This is a genomic window from Nocardia mexicana NBRC 108244, from assembly GCF_001613165.1.
Taxonomy (GTDB): domain Bacteria; phylum Actinomycetota; class Actinomycetes; order Mycobacteriales; family Mycobacteriaceae; genus Nocardia; species Nocardia mexicana.
In genome coordinates this window covers 34,392-55,524 of sequence record NZ_BDBV01000027.1, presented here as the reverse complement: position 1 = coordinate 55,524, position 21,133 = coordinate 34,392, and the positions used below count along the sequence as shown (strand labels likewise).

Below are 21,133 nucleotides of genomic sequence, written 5' to 3'. Positions count from 1 at the left end.
GATTCTCAGGCAGCAAGTCGGTCTCCCCAGAAAGGATTCGAGCCAGATGACGGTACTCGACTCGATTCTCGACGGGGTCCGCGCGGATGTGGCCGCTCGGGAAGCCGTCCTGGATTTCCAGGCAGTCAAGCAGGCCGCCGCCGCGGCACCCTCGCCCCGTCCCGGGTACGCCGCCCTGCACCAGGACGGCGTCGGCGTCATCGCCGAGGTCAAGCGCGCCAGCCCCTCCAAGGGCGAGCTGGCCGACATCCCGGACCCGGCCAGCCTCGCGAAGGCCTACGAGGACGGCGGCGCCCGCATCATCAGCGTGCTCACCGAGGGCCGTCGCTTCAACGGCTCGCTCGACGACCTGGACGCGGTGCGCGCGGTGGTCGACGTGCCGATCCTGCGCAAGGACTTCGTCGTCGGCCCGTACCAGATTCACGAGGCCCGCGCGCACGGCGCCGACGTGATCCTGCTGATCGTGGCCGCGCTGGAGCAGGACGTGCTGTCCTCGCTGATCGATCGCACCGAATCGCTGGGCATGACCGCGCTGGTCGAGGTGCACACCGAGGAGGAGGCCGACCGCGCGCTGGAGGCCGGTGCCTCGGTCATCGGCGTCAACGCCCGCAACCTGAAGACCCTCGAGGTGGACACCGACGTGTTCGCCCGCATCGCGCCCGGCCTGCCGACCGAGGTCATCCGCATCGCCGAATCCGGCATCAGCGGCACCGCCGACCTGCTCGCCTACGCCGGCGCCGGCGCGGACGCGGTGCTGGTCGGCGAGAGCCTGGTGACCAGCGGCGACCCGCGGGCCGCGGTCTCGGAGCTGGTGACCGCCGGAACCCATCCGTCCTGCCCGCGGCCGCTGCGCCGGGGAGCGGCGCGATGACTCTGCCCCCGGCCAGCGCGGGCGTCACCCAGCGCAGCCACGAGCCCGACCCGGGCGGCCACTTCGGCGTCTACGGCGGGCGGCACGTGCCCGAGGCGTTGATGGCGGTGATCGAGGAGGTCACCGCGGAGTACGACAAGTGCCGGGTCGATCCGGGGTTCCTGGCCGAGCTGGATCGCCTGCAGCGCGACTACGCCGGGCGCCCGTCGCCGGTGTTCGAGTGCACGCGGCTGGCCGAGCATGCCGGTGGCGCCCGGATCCTGCTCAAGCGGGAGGACCTGAACCACACCGGCTCGCACAAGATCAACAATGTGCTCGGGCAGGCGCTGCTCGCCAAGCGGATGGGCAAGACCCGCGTCATCGCCGAGACCGGCGCCGGTCAGCACGGCGTCGCCACCGCCACCGCGTGCGCGCTGCTCGGGCTGCACTGCATCGTCTACATGGGCGCCGTCGACACCGCACGGCAGGCGCTGAACGTGGCCCGGATGCGGCTGCTGGGCGCCGAGGTGGTCAGCGTGACCACGGGCTCGCAGACGCTCAAGGACGCCATCAACGAGGCGCTGCGCGACTGGGTCACCAACGCCGACGACACGTACTACTGCTTCGGCACCGCCGCGGGCCCGCATCCGTTCCCGTTGCTGGTGCGCGACTTTCAGCGTGTCATCGGCCTGGAGGCGCGGGCGCAGGTGCTGGACCGGACGGGGCGGCTGCCCGACGCCGTGACCGCTTGTGTCGGTGGCGGATCCAACGCGATCGGCATCTTCCACGCCTTCATCGACGATCCGGGCGTCCGGCTGATCGGCTACGAGGCGGCGGGCGACGGCGTCGAAACCGGTAGGCACGCAGCCACTTTCACCGGCGGTACGCCGGGCGCGTTCCAGGGCGCGTACTCGTACCTGCTGCAGGACTCCGACGGCCAGACCATCGAATCGCATTCCATCTCCGCGGGTCTGGACTACCCGGGGGTGGGCCCCGAGCACGCGTACCTCAAAGACACCGGCCGCGCCGAGTACCGGCCGATCACCGACACCGAGGCGATGGACGCGCTGCTGCTGCTGTCGCGCACCGAGGGCATCATCCCGGCCATCGAGTCCGCGCACGCGGTGGCGGGCGCGCTGCAGCTGGGCCGCGAATTGGGCGAGGGCGCAACCATTCTCGTGAACTTGTCCGGGCGTGGTGACAAAGACATGGATACCGCGGCCAAATGGTTCGGGCTGTACGGAGAGGACGCGAAGTGAGCGAGCGTGCGAGCGAATCCTCCGGCACGGCGTCGCCGACGGCCGTGAGCCGCTCGGGCAGCACCTTCGCCGCCTGCCGCGCCGAGGGCCGCGCCGCTCTCATCGGCTATCTGCCCGCGGGGTATCCGGATCTGGTCGGCTCCATCGCCGCCTGCACCGCGATGGTCGAATCCGGTTGCGACATCATCGAAGTCGGCATCGCCTATTCCGACCCGGTGATGGACGGGCCCACCATCCAGGCCGCCGCGGAACAGGCGCTGCGCGGCGGCGTGCGGGTGCGCGACGTCTTCGCCGTGGTCGAGGCGATCAGCAACGCCGGGGGCAAGGCCGTGGTCATGACCTACTGGAATCCGGTGCTGAAGTACGGCGTCGACACGTTCTCCCGCGACCTCGCGGGAGCGGGCGGGCTCGGGCTGATCACGCCGAACCTGATCCCCGAAGAGGCCGACGAGTGGATGGCCGCCTCCGACGCCCACGACCTCGATCGCATCTTCCTGGTGGCGCCCTCCTCGACCGAGGAGCGGCTCGCCAAGACCCTCGACGCCACCCGCGGTTTCGTCTACGCCGCCTCCACGATGGGCGTGACCGGAGCCCGGGACGCGGTGTCCTCGGCGGCTCCCGCGCTGTGCGCGCGCGTCCGGGCCCACTCCGACATCCCGATCGGCGTCGGCCTCGGCGTGCGCAACGGCGCCCAGGCCGCCGAAATCGCCTCGTACGCAGACGGAGTCATCGTCGGCTCGGCCCTGGTCTCCGCGGCCGGTGACAGCATGGACCGGGTCCGCGCCCTCACCGCCGAACTCGCCGAGGGTGTGCGCTCGGCTCCCGTCGCCTCCTGAGCAAAGCGTTTCGACGCCGAGTGCAGGGCAGCACGTGCGTTCAGCGTCCGTTCCGTTACGGTGGGGCCGTGACTTTTCCAGTCCTGGCAGACAGTGTTGTTGCGCACGGTGGGGCGCAGGCCGCGGTGCTGGCCTATATACCCAGCCCGCCGCGCGGGGTGTGGTACGTCGGCGGGTTCCCGCTGCGGGCCTACGCGCTGTGCATCATCGTCGGCATCATCGCTGCGATCTGGTGGGGCGAGCGGCGGTGGCGCGAGCGCGGCGGGCAGCCGGGCGCGGTGCTGGACGTCGCCATGTTCGCGGTGCCCTTCGGGCTGGTGGGCGGTCGGCTCTACCACGTCGCCACCGATTGGCAGAAGTACTTCGGCGACGACGGCCACCCGATGAACGCGCTGAAGATCTGGGAGGGCGGTCTCGGCATCTGGGGCGCGGTGTTCCTCGGCGGCGTCGGCGCCTGGATCGGCTGCCGGGTGTACCGAATCCCGTTGCCCGCCTTGGGCGATGCGATCGCCCCCGCGATCCTGCTGGCGCAGGCGATCGGCCGCCTCGGCAACTACTTCAACCAGGAGCTCTACGGCCGCGCCACGGATGCGCCGTGGGGCCTGCAGATCTTCCTGCGCTTCGACGACAACGGTCAGCTGGACATGATGAACGGCGTCTCCACCGGCGTGGTGGAGAAGACCGTACAGCCGACGTTCCTCTACGAGCTGGTATGGAATCTGCTCGGCGTGCTGCTGCTCGTGTGGGTGGACAAGCGCTACCGCATCGGCCACGGCCGCCTGTTCGCGCTGTACGTCGCCATCTACTGCTTCGGCCGGTTCTGGGTGGAACTGCTGCGTGACGACGAGGCCACGCACATCGCGGGCATCCGCATCAACTCCTTCACCTCCGCGGTGGTATTCCTCTGCGCTATCGCCTATTTCGTGCTCGCCACCAAGGGCCGCGAGACCGCCGCACAGCTGGAGCCCGGCGGCAACCGGCCGTGGCCGTGGCAACTCGGCGCACTCCGCCGGGCGGGAGCGGAGTCGGAAGCCGCTGCCGCCGAGGCTGTTTCGACAAAAGAGGGGAAGACCTCGGAGGAGTCGGCGGAGCCCGGCCCCGAGACATCCGAAAACGACGCCGCTGAGCCGGACGGGCTGAGCGATTCCGAGGACGAAACAGCCGGGTCTCGGGGTGCCGCGGGCGGATCCGGAGATGCTGCGGCCGAGTCCGGGAATGATGCGAGCGACACCGAATCCGCCGTCGCTGACCGCAACGAATCCGCCGATGTCAGCGATAACCCAGCGAATGCCGCCAACGGTGGGGCGTCCGGCGCGACGAAACCGCCGGAGTCGGGCAAGCTTTGACCCGACCGCCGCGGCCGTGCGGCGGGACGGGAGACCGGGCCGTCGAGGCGGGCCCGGGCAAACTAGGAGGACCTGAGTGACCGACCCCTACCAGCAGCAGCCGGGATACGGGCCGCAGTACGGCGCGCCCGGAACCGGCCCGGGCATGGGGCAACCCGGGCAGCCGATGGGGCAACCCGCCGGGCCGCCCATGGATGCGTACGGCCAGCAGCAGCCGCCGATGGATGCGTACGGCCAGCCGAATCCCTACGGACAGCCGCAGTACGGCCAGCCCTACGGTGCGCCCGGCGGCTATCCGCCCGCGCCGTACGGCATGCCGGGCATGGACCCGGAGGCGCCGTTCGGCCGCAATATGTACGGCGAGCCGTACTCCGACAAGTCGAAGATGGTGGCGGGCCTGCTGCAGATCTTCCTCGGCAGCTTCGGCGTCGGCCGCTTCTACCTCGGCTACCCCGGCCTGGCCGTCGCCCAGATCGCCGTAACCTGGCTGACCTGCGGCATAGGCGGCATCTGGCCCCTCATCGACGGCATCATGATCCTCACCGGCAAGGTCCGCGACCAGTACGGCCGGCCTCTGCAGGAAAGCTGAGCGGGGGCGTCCAGCATTCCCCGCTTTACTGCAGGCGCTCGGGGTTTCTAACTTTACTCGCAGGCGCCCTGCATTCCCCGCCTCACGGCCCCCTGGGGCCGTGAGGCGGGGATCAGGTTCAGCTCACCGTGCGTGTAATTATGTATCAGCGTTGTCGCATGTCGTAGGCTGTGGCGGTTCTGTGTGTCGTGCGCGTGGGAACCGCCCGCGCCCGCTGGAGAGGTACCCCATTGCGCCGCAAGCTGTTCGCCGCCGTGCTCGCCATCGCCGCCGCCACGGGGCTGACCGCCGCCTGTAGCAGCAGCGACCCGAACGTGCTGAAGGTCGGCACCGAGGGCACCTATGCGCCGTTCAGCTTCCAGGGGCCCGACGGCAATCTCACCGGCTACGACGTCGAGGTGGTGCAGGCGGTCGCCGGGAAGCTCGGCAAGCGCGTCGAATTCGTGCAGACCCCGTGGGACGCCATCTTCGCGGGCTTGGAGTCCAAGCGTTTCGACCTGGTCGCCAACCAGGTGACGGTCAGCCCGGAGCGCGAGCAGAAGTACTCGCTGTCGCAGCCGTACACCACCTCCGACGGCGTCATCGTGACCCGTGCCGACAACTCCGGCATCGCGGCCCTCGGCGACCTCAACGGCAAGACCTGCGCGCAGTCCTCGACCAGCAACTGGAGCAAGGTCGCCTCGGGCGTCGGCTGCAAGGTGGAGGCCGTGGAGGGCTTCGTGCAGGCCGTCCAGCTGCTGAAGGACGGCCGAGTCGACGCGACGGTCAACGACACGCTGGCGGTCGGCGCGTACACCAAGCAGAACGGGCAGGGCAGCGTGAAGGTGGCCGGTAAGACCGGTGAGACCAGCCGCCAGGCCTTCGCCGCCCGCAAGGATTCCGGCAGCCTGACCACCGACGTCAACGGCGCCCTGGACGCGCTGCGCGCCGACGGCACCCTGGCGCGGATCTCCGACAAGTACTTCGGAACCGACGTCAGCAAGTAGCGCATGGACCCCGCCACCTGGGAACTCATCCGTCACAACCTGCAGCCGATGCTGCAGGCGACGATCACCAAAACGCTGCCGCTGACCGCGATCAGCTTCTCGATCGGCCTGGTGCTCGCGCTGTTCGTGGCACTGGCGCGGATGTCGAAGCTGTGGCCGGTCGCGGCGGCCGCACGCTTCTATATCTCGATCATTCGCGGCACCCCGCTGCTGGTGCAGTTGTTCATCGTGTTCTATGCGCTGCCGCAGCTGAACATCGTGATCGACCCGTTCCCCGCAGCGGTGATCGCGTTCAGTCTCAACGTCGGCGGCTATGCCGCGGAGGTGATTCGCGCCGCGATTCTGTCGGTCGCGCACGGCCAGTGGGAGGCGGCGCAGGCGCTGGGCCTGTCGCACGTGCAGACCCTGGGCTCGATCATCCTGCCGCAGGCCTCGCGCATCGCGGTGCCGCCGCTGTCGAATACGCTCATCTCGCTGGTGAAGGACACCTCGCTGGCCTCGACCATCCTGGTAACCGAATTGTTGCGGACGGCGCAATTGGCGGCCGCGCCGACCTTCGATTTCTTCGCCCTCTACGGGGTCGCGGCGATCTACTACTGGGTAATCTGCCTGATCCTCGGATTCGCGCAAACTCGCCTGGAAACCCGGCTTGCACGACATGTCGCCAGGTGACGCCGGTCATATAGGTTCAGTGACCGGGATCATAGGTTCGCACTATTGATAGCGAAGGGTATGCCCAGTCAGCGAGGCTCGTTCGGCAGGACTACGCTCGACTCGTGATGCGACGAACAAAAATTGTTTGCACCCTCGGACCGGCTACCGCCTCCGAGGACCGGATTCGCGAACTTGTCGAAAGCGGCATGGACGTGGCCCGGTTGAACTTCAGCCATGGCGAGCACTCCGATCACGCTGAGAACTACCAGAAGGTCCGCAAGGCCGCCGACCAATTGGGCCGTGCCGTAGGCATTCTCGCGGATCTGCAGGGACCGAAGATCCGGTTGGGCAGGTTCATCGAAGGCAAGACCACCTGGGCGACGGGGGAGGAGGTGCGCATCACCGTCGACGACGTGGAGGGCACCCACGACCGCGTCTCCACCACCTACGGGCAGCTGGCCGAGGATGCCAAGGCCGGCGACCGCCTGCTCGTCGACGACGGCAAGGTCGGCCTGACCGTGATCCGGGTGGACGGCAACGACGTGGTCTGCCGCGTCACCGAGGGCGGCCCGGTCTCCAACAACAAGGGCGTCTCGCTGCCCGGCATGGACGTGTCGGTCCCGGCCCTGTCCGAGAAGGACATCGCAGACCTGGAATTCGCGCTGAAGCTCGGCGTCGACTTCATCGCGCTGTCGTTCGTGCGTTCGCCCTCGGACGTGGAGCTGGTGCACGACATCATGGACCGCGTCGGCCGCCGCGTGCCGGTCATCGGCAAGCTGGAGAAGCCCGAGGCCATCGACAACCTCGAGGCGATCGTGCTGGCCTTCGACGCGATCATGGTCGCGCGCGGCGACCTGGGCGTGGAGCTGCCGCTCGAGCAGGTGCCGCTGGTGCAGAAGCGTGCCATCCAAATGGCCAGGGAGAACGCCAAACCCGTCATCGTGGCGACCCAGATGCTGGAGTCGATGATCGGCAATTCGCGCCCCACCCGCGCCGAGGCCTCCGACGTGGCCAACGCGGTGCTCGACGGCGCCGACGCGGTGATGCTGTCGGGCGAGACCTCGGTCGGCCAGTACCCGATCGAGACGGTGCGCACCATGGCCCGCATCGTGCACGCCGTGGAGTCCGAATCCTCGGCCCAGGTGCCGCCGCTGACCCACGTGCCGCGGACCAAGCGCGGCGTGATCTCCTACGCCGCACGCGATATCGGCGAGCGGCTCAACGCCAAGGCGCTGGTGGCCTTCACCCAGTCCGGGGACACGGTGCGCCGCCTGGCCCGCCTGCACACCACGCTGCCGCTGCTGGCCTTCACCCCGCTGCCGGAGGTGCGCAGCCAGCTGGCGCTGACCTGGGGCGTGGAAACGTTCATCGTGCCGCCGGTCGGCACCACCGACGAGATGATCGGCCAGGTCGACAAGGAGCTGCTGTCGCTGAACCGGTACACCAAGGGCGACCTGGTGGTGATCGTGGCCGGTTCGCCACCGGGTACCGTCGGTTCCACCAACCTCATCCACGTGCACAGGATCGGCGAAGAGGACCACTGAAAGTGAATGCGTCACTGGGCGAATCCACCGACACGGGTACGAGCGACCTACAGGTTCTGCTCGGGCTGCTCGATCTGGAGCAGACCGGCGAGGACACCTTCCTCGGACAGCATCCGGAGAAGGTGTGGAGCCGGACCTTCGGCGGGCAGCTGGTGGCGCAGGCCATCATCGCGGCCGGTCGCACGGTGGCCACCGACCCGGCCCGGCCGCAACGCCCGGTGCACGCGATCAACGCCCATTTCGTGCGCGGCGGTGACGTGAAGAAACCGATCGAGTACCGGGTGGAACGCCACCGCGACGGCCGCTCGTTCGCGAACCGGACCGTCACCGCCTACCAGGGCGACCAGGAGCTGTTCGTCATGCTGGCGGCCTTCCAGGACTCCGCCAAGGGCCTGGAGCACGCCGTCCCGCAGCCGCAGGTGCCCGATCCCGACGGCCTGCCCCGGGTGGAGGAGTCTTTTGCCGGTCTCGAGGACCGGCTGCAGATGTTCGTCAATGCCCCGCACCCGATCGATATGCGCTACACCAACGACACGGCGTGGACCCTGAAGGGCACCGGCGGGACGCTGGAATACAACCGGGTCTGGATGCGCGCCGACGGCGAGCTGCCCGACGATCCGCTGATTCACGTTGCGACGCTGGGATATTCGTCGGACACCACGGTGCTCGATTCGATCATCACCACGCACGGCCTGTCGTGGGGCTTCGACCGCATCGTCGCGGCCACGGTGAACCACTCGATGTGGTTCCACCGCCCCTTCAGGTTCGACGACTGGGCGCTGTACGCGACCCAGTCGCCCGTGGCGGCGGGTTCCCGCGGCCTCGCCACGGGCCACTTCTATTCGCGTGCCGGAGAATTGCTGGCCACCGTGGTCCAAGAGGGCGTCATCCGCCACTTCCCGCCCCGCGGCTGAAGTGCTGTCTTCCCGGCGTGTGGCTGGCCCTGTCATTCCCGGCACGGAGCCGAGCACTCCTGTCATTCCCGGCACGCTTTTGGCCGGGATCTAGATCAACTCGCGATTTTCTTCCATATCGAAACTTTCGCGTTGCAGGGCGTGCAGCGAATAGGGGACCGCGTCCTCGTCCGAAATGCTCAGCATCAGTTGCTGTTCCAGGGCGGACAGGTTGGCCTCGGTGAGCAGTTTCTTGTCGCCCACCAGGCTGAGCGCGATCTCGTAGGTGCGGCGGTCGCCCGGGTCGGCGCCGGGATGGTCCAGGAGCCACTGGGTTTCGAGTAGCGGGTGCGGCTGTTGGTCGGAGTCGAGCGGGAGGGTGAAGCGCCAGGCGAACACGTCGCGTTCGGCCACGTGGTCGTCGACCACGCGGCGCACGGTTTCCACAACACGTTCGAGGGTTTCGGCTGTCACATAAACATGGAGCGAAACATCCGAAATGCGTTTCGGCATGTCGTTCAGTCCTGTTCTTGTGTCGAATCCTTCGGCGGGAGTATCCGGCCGGGAGTGTAGTCCCTCTTTACCCGAAATGGGGAGGACGCATGCGTGTCGGGGAGTGTTGCCGGATCCCTCAGGCGTGACGGCCGATTCGGGTGGCGTCCACGTACGGCGGCGGTTCGCTGCGGCCGCCCGGCAGCACCACCAGCCGCGGTCGCCCGCGTTCGTCGGTGGGGCGGCCCTCGTGAATGTGCAACGCCAGCAACAGCGGTACCAGGGCCTGGGCGATGCGATCGCCGACCTCGCAGTACTTCTCGGCCGACAGGCCGACCGGATCTGCGATGTTCTCGCGGCCGACGAGGGCGAGATCGTCGCGGGCCCGGTCGATTTCGGCGATGGTGCGGGCGCCGCTGACCTTCGCGATGCGGTACGCCTCGATGAGCGTGAACGCCCGGCCCGCGGCCGCCGGTACCAGGGCGACGACATCGTCGCGGATCTGCTCGGCCATCGCCAGCACCAGATCCGCGCCCTCGACCATGGCGGGTTTGAGTTTACGGGCCTTGAAATTGCTCGGGTCCGCGCCGAGTCCGCTGATCGTTTCGGCGGCAAGCGGATCCGCGCCGAATCCCACCAGTGCGCGGGTTCCGGCGCTCTCCGCGGTCAGGTCGTGGAGCCCGTGTTCGGCCGCCACGGCGCGTGTGAGGCGTTCGGCGATGACCGACCGGCACACGTTGCCGTTGCAGACGAACAGGACATGCATGGCAGTACGGTAGAACGCGAGAATCGAAACGAATAGCACCGAAAGTCCGAAACCCGCTGATTTGTTTCGATGTTCATCCCGGCGTAGCGAGTCGTTTGCCGCTGTTGGTCTGAGCGACGGATGGCCGGGAAATTACTTTCATTCGCAATCGTCTGGGTAATAGGCGCTTTCGCGAACCACGGGCGCGACCTTCGGATCCCCCTGGTGCACCCGACCGCGCGCGGAGAACAGCCGCCCGCGCATGGCCACGGTCGGCGCGACCCGGCCCAGTCCGGTCGGGCTGGTCATATCGTCGTACATGGTGTCGATGCCGCCGCGCATGAAGTATGCCTCGTGCCAGAATCCGGTGCCGCCGGAGTCGCGCAGGAATCGCCGCCACCATTCGCGGTGCGGCTCGGAGCGCGTCCAGCGTTCCAGGCTGTCGAGATCACGCCAGTATTGCCGGGCGCCCCAGTGCGGCGGGAACAGCGACCAGATGACGTCCTCGTGCAGCAGCAGCCCGTCGGGCCGGTCGCGATGCGAGCGATACAGCTTGGGACCCAGCCCCAGCAGGCGCAGGATGCCGCGGGGTTTGCGCACGCGCATGCCGAGGTAGATGACGACCAGGTCCGGATACCCGGACAGGTCCGCCGTCAGCCGGTTCACCCGCATACCTGCATTCTCCACTCGAGTCGGAGGTCGTGTGCTGTCTCTGGGGAATTACGGCGACGGCGTGGGCGCGGTTCGATGCGGCCGGGCGCCCAGGGGCGACACGCCCGGGAGTGGGATGACATTTCTCACCGGAGTGCTTGCGAGACAACCGAATTCGGAACCCCCCCGATCGGGGGGCGATCATGAAATGCAGCTCGTGAAAACAGTGCCGAGTGTGGGACTCGAACCCACACGTCCGTGAGGACAACGGTTTTTGAGACCGTCGCGTCTGCCAGTTCCGCCAACTCGGCGCACCGGGTGGAAATCATAGCCGGTGTGTACCCCGGTGACCGAATCGGCGTGACGATTACCGGTCGGCGCTGGGTAGATGGGTTCTGCGCGAGGTTGAACTGTACGCTTTAGGGCACTCGGGAGTGTGCGCCGGTCCGGCAAGGGTGGGGCGGACGGGCGTGCGCAGCGAGTATTTGGCATCGGAATCACGAGGGGTCTATCTATGGGAACGACAGCAGGGGGCGCGGGCGCGAAGAAGGATGCGGCGACCGCCGCCAAGCGAGTGGTGGTGGCCGAGGATGAGGCGCTCATCCGGATGGACCTGGTGGAGATGCTCTCCGAGGAGGGCTATCAGGTGGTGGGCGAGGCCGGCGACGGCCAGCAGGCGGTCGACCTGGCCGAGGAGCTGCGTCCGGACCTGGTGATCATGGACGTCAAGATGCCGCGCCGCGACGGCATCGATGCGGCGGCCGAGATCGCGACGAAACGCGTTGCGCCGGTGGTGATTCTGACCGCCTTCAGCCAGCGCGACCTGGTGGAGCGGGCGCGCGACGCGGGGGCGATGGCGTACCTGGTGAAGCCGTTCACCAAGTCGGATCTGGTGCCGGCGATCGAGCTGGCGGCCAGCCGCTTCCACGAGATCACCGCGCTGGAGGGCGAGGTCGCGAGCCTGGCCGACCGGCTGGAGACACGCAAGCTCGTCGAGCGGGCGAAGGGTGTGCTGATGCAGACCCAGGGGCTCTCGGAGCCCCAGGCGTTCAAGTGGATTCAGCGCACCGCGATGGATCGCCGCACCACGATGAAGGCGGTCGCCGAGGTGGTGTTGGAGAACCTGGCGCCGAAATCGTAGTACCGGGTACCGCTGGTATCGCTGCGACCTCTCGTGTCGTTGCACGCTGCGCAGCGATTGCGGGAAATTAACGCCCCTGCAACACCCCCCGATAAATACTCGGGATCGAAGTCACGTAAATGACTCGAATGTGATGCAGAGCTAACGTCACGCCGCTATGTTCTGAGCCGGGCCGACATGGTCGGCCCCCTCGGCGACCCCGGGGGATCAGCAGGACATAGAGGTGTAATCGTGCTTGGTTCAATGACGCGGAGGGTCGCACGTAGCCGTGTGACCCGCGGCGCGCTGGTGATCGGAGCCGCGGCGGTACTAGCGGTGGCTGGGTGCAGCAGCAAGTCGACAGATAACGACTCCGGCGGCGATTCCGGTTCCGGCGGTTTGAAGATCACCCCGCTGGTACAGGTCGACAAGGACGGCAAGGAAGTCCCGGCGGCCGATACCTCCGCGGCCGCCGATCCCGCCGGTGACGGTAAAACGAAATGCGCGCCCGAGACGTCGATCGCCATGGCGGGCCCCCTGACCGGGCCGAACGCCAACCTCGGCCTCAATATCGTCCGGGGTGTGAAGCTGGCGCTGGACAAGCACAACAAGGCCAATGCCGACTGCCAGGTCAAGCTCAAGGAGTTCGACACCGAGGGCAACCCGCAGAAGGCCGGACAGGTGATCGACCGGATCCTCGGCGACCAGTCGATCGTCGCGCTGATCGGGCCGACGTTCTCCGGTGAGACGAAGGCGACCGGCCAGCGGATCAGCGATACCGGACTGCTGTCGCTCACGCCGTCGGCGACCAATACCGACCTCACCAAGAACGGCTGGAAGACCTTCTTCCGCGGCCTCGGCAACGACGGCATCCAGGGCCCGTCGGTGGCGAAATACCTGCAGAGCACCGGGAAGTACAAGAAGATCTGCGTCGTCCAGGACAACACCGACTACGGCACCGGCCTGGCGAAATCGCTGACCGAGACGCTCGGCCCGCTGGCCGATCCGAGTTGCGCGGTGAATGTGAAGGAAGGCGACAAGGACTTCTCGGCCGCGGTGTCGAAGCTGTCGTCGGCCAAGCCGGACGGCATCTTCTACGCGGGCTACTACGCCGAGGCGGCGCCGCTCGTGCAGCAATTGCGGTCCGGCGGGGTGACGGCGACGTTCATCTCCGACGACGGCACCAAGGACGTCGAATTCGTCAAGCAGGCCGGTAATGCCTCCAAGGACTCGGTGGTGTCGTGCCCGTGCGGCCCGGCGCCCGACAAGTTCGCCGAGGAATACAAGGCGCTGAACGGATTCGAGGCTGGCACCTATTCGACCGAGGGCTACGACCTGACCACGATCGTGCTGAAGGGCCTGGCTCAGGGCAAGGTGTCGCGCGCGGACCTGGTCGAGTACGTCCGCACCTACGAGGGCCAGGGCGTGGCCCGCCAGTACAAGTGGGATCCCACCGGCGAATTGTCGAATGCGCTGATCTGGATGTACCAGGTCAAGTAGCGGTCTCGATTCGAAACAGCGTGTGCCGGCCTGCCGATAGCCCGATTACACGGGCACCCGCCGGCACACGCTGCTTTTCCCATAATGAGGGTAACGATGAGTTCAGGTCTGGCCGATGCGACCTTGCTTGCCAACGGCTCCATCGATTTCAACGTCTCCGGTGTAGTCGACCAGTTCTGGCGGCTCACGGTGGACGGGTTGACGTACGGTTCGATCTACGCGCTGGTCGCGGTGGGATACACCCTGGTTTTCGGGGTGCTGCTGCTGATCAATTTCGCGCATTCGGAAATATTCATGCTGGGTCTGTTCGGGCAGCTGGTGGGTTTGATGCTGCTCGGATTCGCGGCCAGCGGTGACATCTATTCGCAAGGGACAGCGCTGACCGTCGTCTATCTCGGGGCGGCCATGGTCGTGGGCATGCTGGTGTCCGGGGGAGCGGCCGTCGGATTGGAGCGCGTGGCCTATCGGCCGCTGCGAAGACGCGGGGCGAAGCGGCTGATCTTCCTGATCACCGCGATCGGGATGTCGTTCGTGCTCCAGGAATTCGTGCACTACGTGCTGCCCAAGATCGATCCGGATCTGGGCGGCACCAATGCGCAGCAGCCGATCATCCTGGTCCGGCCGACCGACGCGTTCCACGTCTTCGACGCCTCGGTGACCAACGTGGCGCTGGTGATCGTCTTCTCCGCGGTGATCCTGGCGGTCATCACCGAATTGGTCATCAACAGAACGAAATTCGGCCGCGGCATACGCGCGGTGGCCCAGGACCCGGACACCGCGACGCTGATGGGAGTGTCGCGGGAACGGGTCATCATGCTCACCTTCCTGATCGGCGGCCTGCTCGCGGGCGCCGCCGCGATGCTGTACACGCTGAAGATCCCCAACGGCATCATCTACTCGGGCGGATTCATCCTGGGCATCAAGGCATTCGCCGCCGCGGTGCTCGGCGGCATCGGCAATCTGCGCGGCGCGCTGCTGGGCGGGCTGCTGCTGGGCCTGGCCGAGAACTACGGCCAGATCCTGTTCGGCACCGAATGGCGCGACGTGGTCGCGTTCGTGCTGCTGGTGGCGGTGCTGATGTTCCGGCCGACCGGAATCCTCGGCGAGAGCCTGGGGAGGTCACGGGTATGACTACCGCGACGCTGGAACCGGAGAAGAAAACCCGGCCGAGGCACGGTGTCGGCGATGCGCTGCGGTCGTGGTGGGACGGACTGTCCCGGCCCATGCAGTGGGCCGTCGGCGTCCCGGCCATCGTGCTGCTGGCGTTGCTGCCGCTGTTTCCGCCGCCGCTGCTGGACACTCCCGGCACGAGTTTCGGCGGCGTGATGGCGCAGTTCGCGATGTACGCGCTGATCGCGATCGGGCTGAATGTCGTTGTGGGACAGGCGGGTCTGCTGGACCTGGGCTACGTCGGCTTCTACGCGGTGGGCGCGTATTCGGTCGGGCTGCTCACCAGTCCGAACAGTCCGTGGAACCAGACCGACGGCGGCTTCCTGAACTCCAAGTGGGCCTGGCTGGCGTGTGTGCCACTGGCGATCGTGCTGACCGCGGTGTCCGGTCTGATCCTGGGCACGCCGACGTTGCGCCTGCGCGGCGACTATCTCGCGATCGTCACGCTCGGGTTCGGTGAGATCGTGCGGCTGCTGGCCGACAACCTCGGCGATATCACCAACGGCAGCCTGGGGCTGGCGGGTATCGCCTATCCGCGACTGGGCGAATCGGAGAGCCATCCCACCGGGTACTTCTCCTCGGGCAATCTCGGTGACCCGGATTCGTGGAACCTGTTGGACCGCGCCAACTCCGGCACCTGGTGGTTCTGGATCGGCATGGCGCTGGTGATCGTGGTGCTGCTGATGGTCGGCAACCTGGAACGCAGCCGGGTCGGCCGCGCCTGGGTGTCGATCCGCGAGGACGAGGACGCCGCGGAGATGATGGGCGTGCCGACGTTCAAGTTCAAGCTGTGGGCGTTCACCATCGGCGCCGCGATCGGCGGCCTGTCGGGTGCACTGTTCGCGGGGCAGGTGCAGTTCATCAACCCCACCGGGTTCAACATCATCAACTCGATGCTGTTCCTGTGCGCGGTCGTGCTCGGCGGGCAGGGCAACAAGCTGGGCGTGATCGTGGGCGCGTTCCTGATCGTCTACCTGCCCAACCGGCTCATGTCGATCGAGGTCGGCGGGCAGTCGCTGGGCGACTACAAGTATCTGTTCTTCGGTCTCACTCTGGTGGTGGTCATGATCTTCCGTCCGCAGGGGCTGTTCCCGGTGCGGCAGAAACTGCTGGCATACGGCCGTCAGGTGTACCAGGCGGTGCGGCGGCCCGCGGCGGGCCCCGATGCGGCCGCGACCGAGGGGGCGGGCCGATGACCGGGCCGGGCGCGGGCGGCGCGCTGTTCGACAACGAGGATATGGCGGCCGGCTACGCCGAGGCGCCGGAGGCGGCGCCGAGCGCGGGCGTGGTCGATGTCAGCGAGGTGCTGCCGGAACTGGCCGATGCCGAGGCCGTCGCCGAGGTGGTGGCGCCCACCCGCGTGATCGAAACCGAGGTCGGCGCACCGCTTTTGAGCACGGAGGGATTGACCGTCCGGTTCGGCGGCCTCACCGCGCTCGACGAGGTGAGTTTCGAGATCCGCCGCGGCGAGATCCTCGGGCTCATCGGCCCGAACGGGGCGGGCAAGACCACCTGCTTCAACGCCATCACCGGGATCTACCGGCCCGCGGCGGGGCGGGTCTTCTTCGACGGTCGGCCGCTGACCAAGACCAAACGCAACGAGATCACCCGGCTCGGCATCGCCCGGACCTTCCAGAACATCCGGCTGTTCGGGGAGATGACGGCGCTGGAGAACGTGGTGGTCGGCACGGACGCGCGGCACCGGACCTCGGTGCCCGGGGCCATCTTTCGCACCGCGCGGCATCGGCGCGAGGAACACGACGCCATCGAGCGCGGCATGGCGCTGCTGGAGTTCGTGGGCATCGCGCCGCGGGCGGTGGAGAAGGCGCGCAACCTCTCCTACGGCGATCAGCGCCGGTTGGAGATCGCCCGCGCGCTGGCGACCGAACCCAAGCTGCTGTGCCTGGACGAGCCCGCGGCCGGGTTCAATCCGAGCGAGAAGTCGGCGCTGATGGATCTGATCCGCAAGATCCGCGACGACGGGTTCACCGTGCTGCTCATCGAGCACGATATGCGGCTGGTGATGGGCGTGACCGACCGGATCGTGGTGCTGGAGTTCGGACGCAAGATCGCCGACGGGCTGCCGGAGGCGATCCGGGACGACCCGGCGGTGATCGCGGCCTACCTGGGTGTGCCCGACGACGAGGTGGCCGAAACGGTGGAAGACGGTGCTGTACAGGGCGATTCGGCGGGAGATCCAGGCGGCCGGACCCGGTCGCCGGACGATCCCGAACACCGGACCAGCCCGGAGTTCGAGATAGGCGGTGCACCCGACTCCGGAGGTCAAGGCGAGAATGCCTCTCGTGCGGGTGAACACGCGACCACCGCGTCGAGTCGTATTGCCCTGGCTGGTGATTCGTTTTCGGCAGCGCCCGACCAACCGCTCCTGGTCGTCGAGGACATGGTCGTCAACTACGGCAGAATCCAAGCGCTGCACGGTATCTCGCTACAGGTGACGCAGGGCGAGCTGGTGACCCTGCTGGGCGCCAACGGCGCGGGCAAGACCACCACCATGCGGGCGCTGTCCGGGCTGCTGCCGCTGACCGGCGGCCGAATCCTGTTCGACGGCAAGGATCTCACCCGGGTCAAGGCGCACGATCGGGTGGTGTCCGGCCTCATCCAGGCGCCCGAGGGCCGGGGCGTGTTCCCCGGCATGACGGTGCAGGAGAACCTCGACATGGGTTGTCACGCCCGGCCTTTCAAGGAGCGCTCGGAGTACGCCAAGACCCTGGAATGGATTCTCGAGCTGTTCCCGCGGCTGGCGGAGCGACGCAAACAGGTCGGCGGCACGCTGTCCGGCGGCGAGCAGCAGATGCTGGCCATCGCCCGCGCGCTGATGGCGCGACCGAAGCTGCTGCTGCTCGACGAGCCGTCGATGGGCCTGGCGCCGATGGTGATCAAGCAGATCTTCCGCATCATCGGGGAGATCAACGCGCAGGGCACCACGGTGCTGCTGGTCGAGCAGAACGCCCAGCAGGCGCTGACGCGCAGCGACCGCGCCTACATTCTGGAGACCGGCGAGGTCACCAAGGCAGGTTCGGGGCGGGAGTTGCTGACCGATCCCGCGGTGAAGTCGGCGTACCTGGGGGTGGCGTAGGCGCAGGCGCGGGGGATGGCGACGCACTGATGTGGCCCACGTCATCCCCCGTGCCCCCGCTTGTCGGTGCCGGTACATAGACTCAGGGCCGTGACTCCAGCGACCACCGATCAGCGCCCGAGCAGTGTGTCCGCAGCGACCCCGAATGCCCCCGGTGAGCGGCCCACGCTGTTGCTGCTGGACGGGCACTCGCTGGCCTACCGCGCCTTCTACGCACTGCCCGCGGAGAACTTCAAGACCGTCACCGGGCAGACCACCAACGCGGTCTACGGCTTCACCGCCATGCTGATCAACCTGCTGCGCGACGAGAAGCCCACCCATGTGGCGGCCGCGTTCGACGTCAATCGCAAGACCTTCCGCACCGAGGCCTACCCGGAGTACAAGGCCAACCGCATCACCACGCCCGACGAGTTCCGCGGCCAGGTGGAGGTCACCCAGGAGGTACTCGGCGCGCTCGGCATCCCGACGATGCAGCTCGAGGGCTACGAGGCCGACGACATCATCGCCACCCTGGCCACTCAGGCTGTGCCGCAGGGCTACCGAGTGCTGATCGTCACCGGCGACCGGGACGCGCTGCAACTGGTCAACGACGACGTCACCGTCCTGTACCCGAAGAAGGGCGTCTCCGAGCTGACGCGGTTCACCCCCGCCGCGGTGGAGGAGAAATACGGCCTCACCCCGGCCCAGTACCCGGACTACGCCGCCCTGCGCGGCGACCCGAGCGACAATCTGCCGGGCATTCCGGGCGTGGGGGAGAAGACCGCGGCCAAGTGGGTGCGCGAATACGGCGATCTGACCACCCTGGTGGACCGGGTGGACCAGGTGAAGGGCAAGGTCGGTGACGCGTTGCGCGCCAACCTGTCCAGCGTCGTACTCAACCGCCAGCTCACCGAGATGGTCAAGGACGTCGCGCTGCCCTACACCCCCGAGCAGCTGGCCCAGCAGCCCTGGGATCGCGACCGGATCCACCGCCTGTTCGACGATCTGGAATTCCGGGTACTGCGCGACCGGCTGTTCGAGACCCTGGCCCCGCCGGAGCCCGAGGCCGAGGGCGGCTTCGAGATCACTGGCGGCGCAGTGGCTCCCGGCGCCGCGGCCGACTGGCTGGCCGAACATGCGAAAGCCGGTGTGCGGCACGGTATTTCCATCGTGGGTACCGGTACCCCGTTCCAGGGTGACGTGAAGGCGATCGCGATCTCGGCGGCCGACGGCGAGGGCGGCTACTTCGACGTCATCGGGCTGACCCCAGAGGACGAGCAGGCACTGGGCGCCTGGCTGGCCGATCCGGCGACGCCGAAGGCGGTGCACGAGGCGAAGGCAGCCACACATGCGCTGCGCGGCCGCGGCTGGACGCTCGAGGGGCTCACCAGCGATACGGCGCTGGCCGCCTATCTCGTCCGGCCGGGCCAGCGCACCTTCAACCTCGACGACCTGTCGCTGCGCTACCTGTCGCGCGAGCTGCGGGTCGAGTCGGCCGAGGACACCCAGCTGTCGCTGCTCGACGACGAGGACCAGGTCGACGCCGAACTCGCGCAGACCGAGATGCTGCGCGCCCGCGCCGTCTCCGATCTCGCCGACGCCTTCGACAGCGAGCTCGAGGGCATCGAATCCACCCGGCTGCTCACCGAGATGGAGCTGCCGCTGCTCGGCGTGCTGGCCCAGCTGGAGGAGGCGGGCATCGCCGTCGACGTCGACGAACTGCAGCAGCTGCAGTCCGAATTCGCCGACCGCGTCGCCGATGCGGCCAACGCTGCCTACGAGGTGATCGGCAAGCAGATCAACCTCGGCTCGCCGAAGCAGCTGCAGGTGGTGCTGTTCGACGAGCTCGAAATGCCCAAGACCAAGCGCACCAAGACCGGCTACACCACCGACGCCGACGCGCTGGAGTCGCTGTTCGAGAAGACCCAGCACCCGTTCCTGGAACACCTGCTGGCCCACCGCGACGCGACCAGGCTGAAGGTGACAGTCGACGGCCTGCTGAAGTCGGTCGCCGACGACGGTCGCATCCACACCACCTTCAACCAGACCATCGCCGCCACCGGGCGGCTCTCGTCCACCGAGCCGAATCTGCAGAACATCCCGATCCGCACCGACACCGGCCGCCGCATCCGCGACACGTTCGTCGTCGGCCCCGGCTTCGAATCGCTGATGACCGCCGACTACAGCCAGATCGAGATGCGGATCATGGCGCACCTGTCCAAGGACGCCGGGCTGATCGAGGCCTTCAATTCGGGTGAGGACCTGCACACCTTCGTCGCGTCCAAGGCCTTCGACATCCCGCTCTCCGAGGTCCATCCGGAGATGCGCCGCCGCATCAAGGCGATGTCCTACGGCTTGGCCTACGGGCTGTCGGCCTACGGTCTGTCGCAGCAGCTGAAGATCACCCCCGACGAGGCCAAGGCCCAGATGGAGGTCTACTTCGACCGCTTCGGCGCTATCCGCGACTACCTGCGCGACGCCGTCGACCAGGCCCGCAAGGTCGGCTACACCGAAACCCTGTTCGGCCGCCGCCGCTACCTGCCCGACCTGGACTCCAGCAACCGCCAGCGCCGCGAGGCCGCCGAGCGGATGGCCCTCAACGCCCCCATCCAGGGCACCGCCGCCGACATCATCAAGGTCGCGATGATCAACGTGCAGCACGCCATCCAGGACGCGGGGCTGAAGTCTCGGATGCTGCTGCAGATCCACGACGAGCTGGTCTTCGAGGTTGCCGCGGGGGAGCGGGAGGCCCTGGAATCCCTTGCCCGGGACCACATGTCGAAGGCTATCGATCTGTCGGTGCCGTTGGAGGTCTCTGTCGGAGTGGGGCGTAGTTGGGATGCGGCCGCGCACTGAGGGTTTGGTGCTCGTCTCGCGGCGGCCGGTGTGTTCAGCGGCATACCCAAAATGACGGAACGCCATCTATTGGCCCACCAATCGATGGTAGATTAGCTCCCGAGCTCGGCGACATACCGGCGTCGAACGAGGGACGCCGATGAACCGGGGCCGCGGACAGTCGGCCGGCGCGAGCGCACACGAACCAGCCAGACAGGGATCGCCATGCAGAATGACGGGCCCGCGCAGATCGCTGCCATCATCGAGCGACTCTGCGCCAATCACCCCGAGATGTCCTCGATCAGCGTCGCAGCAACCGTCGAACACCTCCACGAACGGTTCTCCGGCTCGGCCGTAAGGGAATTCGCCCCATTACTCGTGGAGCGCTGCGCAGAAAGAGAACTGTCCGGGATCCCACCCAGACTCCTACGTCGGCGGTAGGTCCGCGGCGCCACCACCGGGTCGAGCTGCTCGACGACTATGAGCGACCCGGCCCGTTCCAGCCGAATCCGGCATATCGACCGAAGGTCGAGTCGAGGCCCACCGATCCTACCGATGGCCATCCTGCGCTTGATCGCATTATCCCC

19 protein-coding genes, 1 tRNA gene and 1 pseudogene are annotated in these 21,133 nt (G+C 67.5%); 17 read left to right on the top strand and 4 right to left on the bottom strand.

Translation table 11 applies throughout. The features are described 5' to 3' along the window. The first annotated feature begins 46 nt into the window (after window positions 1–46). From trpC to NM1_RS11320, 9 genes are all read left to right on the top strand, one after another. Window positions 47–871, top strand: a complete 825-nt coding sequence (gene trpC, locus NM1_RS11360; RefSeq protein ID WP_068017876.1) for an indole-3-glycerol phosphate synthase TrpC — start codon at window positions 47–49, stop codon at window positions 869–871. Further along, the gene (trpB, locus tag NM1_RS11355) at window positions 868–2,109 is read left to right on the top strand and encodes a tryptophan synthase subunit beta (RefSeq protein WP_068017872.1); all 1,242 of its coding nucleotides are present in this window, start codon (window positions 868–870) and stop codon (window positions 2,107–2,109) included. Before trpC ends, trpB begins: the two co-directional genes overlap by 4 nt. A gap of 44 nt (window positions 2,110–2,153) precedes the next feature. Next, window positions 2,154–2,945 (top strand): tryptophan synthase subunit alpha, encoded by a 792-nt coding sequence (gene trpA / locus NM1_RS11350; RefSeq protein WP_068018182.1) that lies wholly within the window; start codon window positions 2,154–2,156, stop codon window positions 2,943–2,945. Between the two features lie 125 nt (window positions 2,946–3,070). Continuing rightward, entirely contained in the window at window positions 3,071–4,291 is a 1,221-nt protein-coding gene (gene lgt, locus NM1_RS11345) for a prolipoprotein diacylglyceryl transferase (protein ID WP_068017868.1), read from the top strand. Window positions 4,292–4,367: 76 nt separating this feature from the next. Next, a complete protein-coding gene (locus tag NM1_RS11340) occupies window positions 4,368–4,880 on the top strand; it encodes a TM2 domain-containing protein (protein ID WP_068017867.1) in 513 nt (170 codons plus the stop codon). 188 nt (window positions 4,881–5,068) lie between these two features. Then, a complete protein-coding gene (locus NM1_RS43925; protein ID WP_246011356.1) occupies window positions 5,069–5,866 on the top strand; it encodes a transporter substrate-binding domain-containing protein in 798 nt (265 codons plus the stop codon). A gap of 3 nt (window positions 5,867–5,869) precedes the next feature. Then, a complete protein-coding gene (locus NM1_RS43920) occupies window positions 5,870–6,538 on the top strand; it encodes an amino acid ABC transporter permease (RefSeq protein ID WP_068017862.1) in 669 nt (222 codons plus the stop codon). A gap of 104 nt (window positions 6,539–6,642) precedes the next feature. Then, complete coding sequence (pyk, locus tag NM1_RS11325; RefSeq protein WP_084519427.1) at window positions 6,643–8,064, top strand: pyruvate kinase; 1,422 nt, start codon at window positions 6,643–6,645, stop codon at window positions 8,062–8,064. 2 nt (window positions 8,065–8,066) lie between these two features. Continuing rightward, window positions 8,067–8,978 (top strand): acyl-CoA thioesterase, encoded by a 912-nt coding sequence (locus NM1_RS11320; protein ID WP_246011355.1) that lies wholly within the window; start codon window positions 8,067–8,069, stop codon window positions 8,976–8,978. 90 nt (window positions 8,979–9,068) lie between these two features. On the opposite strand, the gene NM1_RS11315 is transcribed toward NM1_RS11320, so the two are convergent. The 4 genes from NM1_RS11315 to NM1_RS11300 all read right to left on the bottom strand — a co-directional run bounded on the left by NM1_RS11315 (window position 9,069) and on the right by NM1_RS11300 (window position 11,156). Then, window positions 9,069–9,431: a hypothetical protein gene (locus NM1_RS11315; RefSeq protein ID WP_246011354.1), complete on the bottom strand. Its 363-nt coding sequence runs from the start codon at window positions 9,429–9,431 to the stop codon at window positions 9,069–9,071. A gap of 157 nt (window positions 9,432–9,588) precedes the next feature. Continuing rightward, a complete protein-coding gene (locus tag NM1_RS11310) occupies window positions 9,589–10,215 on the bottom strand; it encodes an arsenate reductase/protein-tyrosine-phosphatase family protein (RefSeq protein WP_068017852.1) in 627 nt (208 codons plus the stop codon). A 138-nt stretch (window positions 10,216–10,353) separates the two neighbouring features. Further along, entirely contained in the window at window positions 10,354–10,866 is a 513-nt protein-coding gene (locus NM1_RS11305; RefSeq protein WP_068017849.1) for a phenylacetaldoxime dehydratase family protein, read from the bottom strand. Window positions 10,867–11,072: 206 nt separating this feature from the next. Beyond that, a tRNA-Leu gene (locus NM1_RS11300) sits at window positions 11,073–11,156 on the bottom strand. A gap of 203 nt (window positions 11,157–11,359) precedes the next feature. Here NM1_RS11300 and NM1_RS11295 point away from each other — a divergent pair. The 8 genes and pseudogenes from NM1_RS11295 (at window position 11,360) to NM1_RS44620 (ending at window position 20,987) form a co-directional block, all read left to right on the top strand. Beyond that, on the top strand, window positions 11,360–11,986 hold the full coding sequence (locus NM1_RS11295; RefSeq protein WP_068017846.1) for an ANTAR domain-containing response regulator: 627 nt from the start codon (window positions 11,360–11,362) through the stop codon (window positions 11,984–11,986). 243 nt (window positions 11,987–12,229) lie between these two features. Next, window positions 12,230–13,465 carry a branched-chain amino acid ABC transporter substrate-binding protein gene (locus NM1_RS11290; RefSeq protein ID WP_068017842.1) on the top strand — a complete coding sequence of 412 codons (1,236 nt, stop codon included), beginning with the start codon at window positions 12,230–12,232 and terminating at the stop codon, window positions 13,463–13,465. 96 nt (window positions 13,466–13,561) lie between these two features. Further along, window positions 13,562–14,596, top strand: a complete 1,035-nt coding sequence (locus NM1_RS11285; protein ID WP_068017838.1) for a branched-chain amino acid ABC transporter permease — start codon at window positions 13,562–13,564, stop codon at window positions 14,594–14,596. After that, entirely contained in the window at window positions 14,593–15,831 is a 1,239-nt protein-coding gene (locus NM1_RS11280; protein ID WP_068017836.1) for a branched-chain amino acid ABC transporter permease, read from the top strand. Before NM1_RS11285 ends, NM1_RS11280 begins: the two co-directional genes overlap by 4 nt. After that, a pseudogene (locus tag NM1_RS43915) lies at window positions 15,828–16,787 on the top strand (ABC transporter ATP-binding protein); the annotation flags it as partial. The gene NM1_RS11280 and the pseudogene NM1_RS43915, both read left to right, overlap by 4 nt. Before the next feature lie 249 nt (window positions 16,788–17,036). Further along, the gene (locus NM1_RS43910; RefSeq protein ID WP_246011394.1) at window positions 17,037–17,732 is read left to right on the top strand and encodes an ABC transporter ATP-binding protein; all 696 of its coding nucleotides are present in this window, start codon (window positions 17,037–17,039) and stop codon (window positions 17,730–17,732) included. Window positions 17,733–17,822: 90 nt separating this feature from the next. Next, window positions 17,823–20,567: a DNA polymerase I gene (gene polA / locus NM1_RS11270; RefSeq protein WP_068017833.1), complete on the top strand. Its 2,745-nt coding sequence runs from the start codon at window positions 17,823–17,825 to the stop codon at window positions 20,565–20,567. Between the two features lie 204 nt (window positions 20,568–20,771). Further along, the gene (locus NM1_RS44620) at window positions 20,772–20,987 is read left to right on the top strand and encodes a three-helix bundle dimerization domain-containing protein (protein ID WP_373864035.1); all 216 of its coding nucleotides are present in this window, start codon (window positions 20,772–20,774) and stop codon (window positions 20,985–20,987) included. Window positions 20,988–21,133: the final 146 nt, after the last annotated feature.

Coding starts and splice junctions, on each gene's coding strand:
- trpC (WP_068017876.1), top strand. CDS start 47: ATGACGGTACTCGACTCGATTCTCGACGGGGTCCGCGCGGATGTGGCC.
- trpB (WP_068017872.1), top strand. CDS start 868: ATGACTCTGCCCCCGGCCAGCGCGGGCGTCACCCAGCGCAGCCACGAG.
- NM1_RS43920 (WP_068017862.1), top strand. CDS start 5,870: ATGGACCCCGCCACCTGGGAACTCATCCGTCACAACCTGCAGCCGATG.
- NM1_RS11310 (WP_068017852.1), bottom strand. CDS start 10,215: ATGCATGTCCTGTTCGTCTGCAACGGCAACGTGTGCCGGTCGGTCATC.
- NM1_RS11305 (WP_068017849.1), bottom strand. CDS start 10,866: ATGCGGGTGAACCGGCTGACGGCGGACCTGTCCGGGTATCCGGACCTG.
- NM1_RS11295 (WP_068017846.1), top strand. CDS start 11,360: ATGGGAACGACAGCAGGGGGCGCGGGCGCGAAGAAGGATGCGGCGACC.
- NM1_RS11290 (WP_068017842.1), top strand. CDS start 12,230: ATGACGCGGAGGGTCGCACGTAGCCGTGTGACCCGCGGCGCGCTGGTG.
- NM1_RS11285 (WP_068017838.1), top strand. CDS start 13,562: ATGAGTTCAGGTCTGGCCGATGCGACCTTGCTTGCCAACGGCTCCATC.
- NM1_RS11280 (WP_068017836.1), top strand. CDS start 14,593: ATGACTACCGCGACGCTGGAACCGGAGAAGAAAACCCGGCCGAGGCAC.
- NM1_RS43910 (WP_246011394.1), top strand. CDS start 17,037: ATGGTCGTCAACTACGGCAGAATCCAAGCGCTGCACGGTATCTCGCTA.
- NM1_RS44620 (WP_373864035.1), top strand. CDS start 20,772: ATGCAGAATGACGGGCCCGCGCAGATCGCTGCCATCATCGAGCGACTC.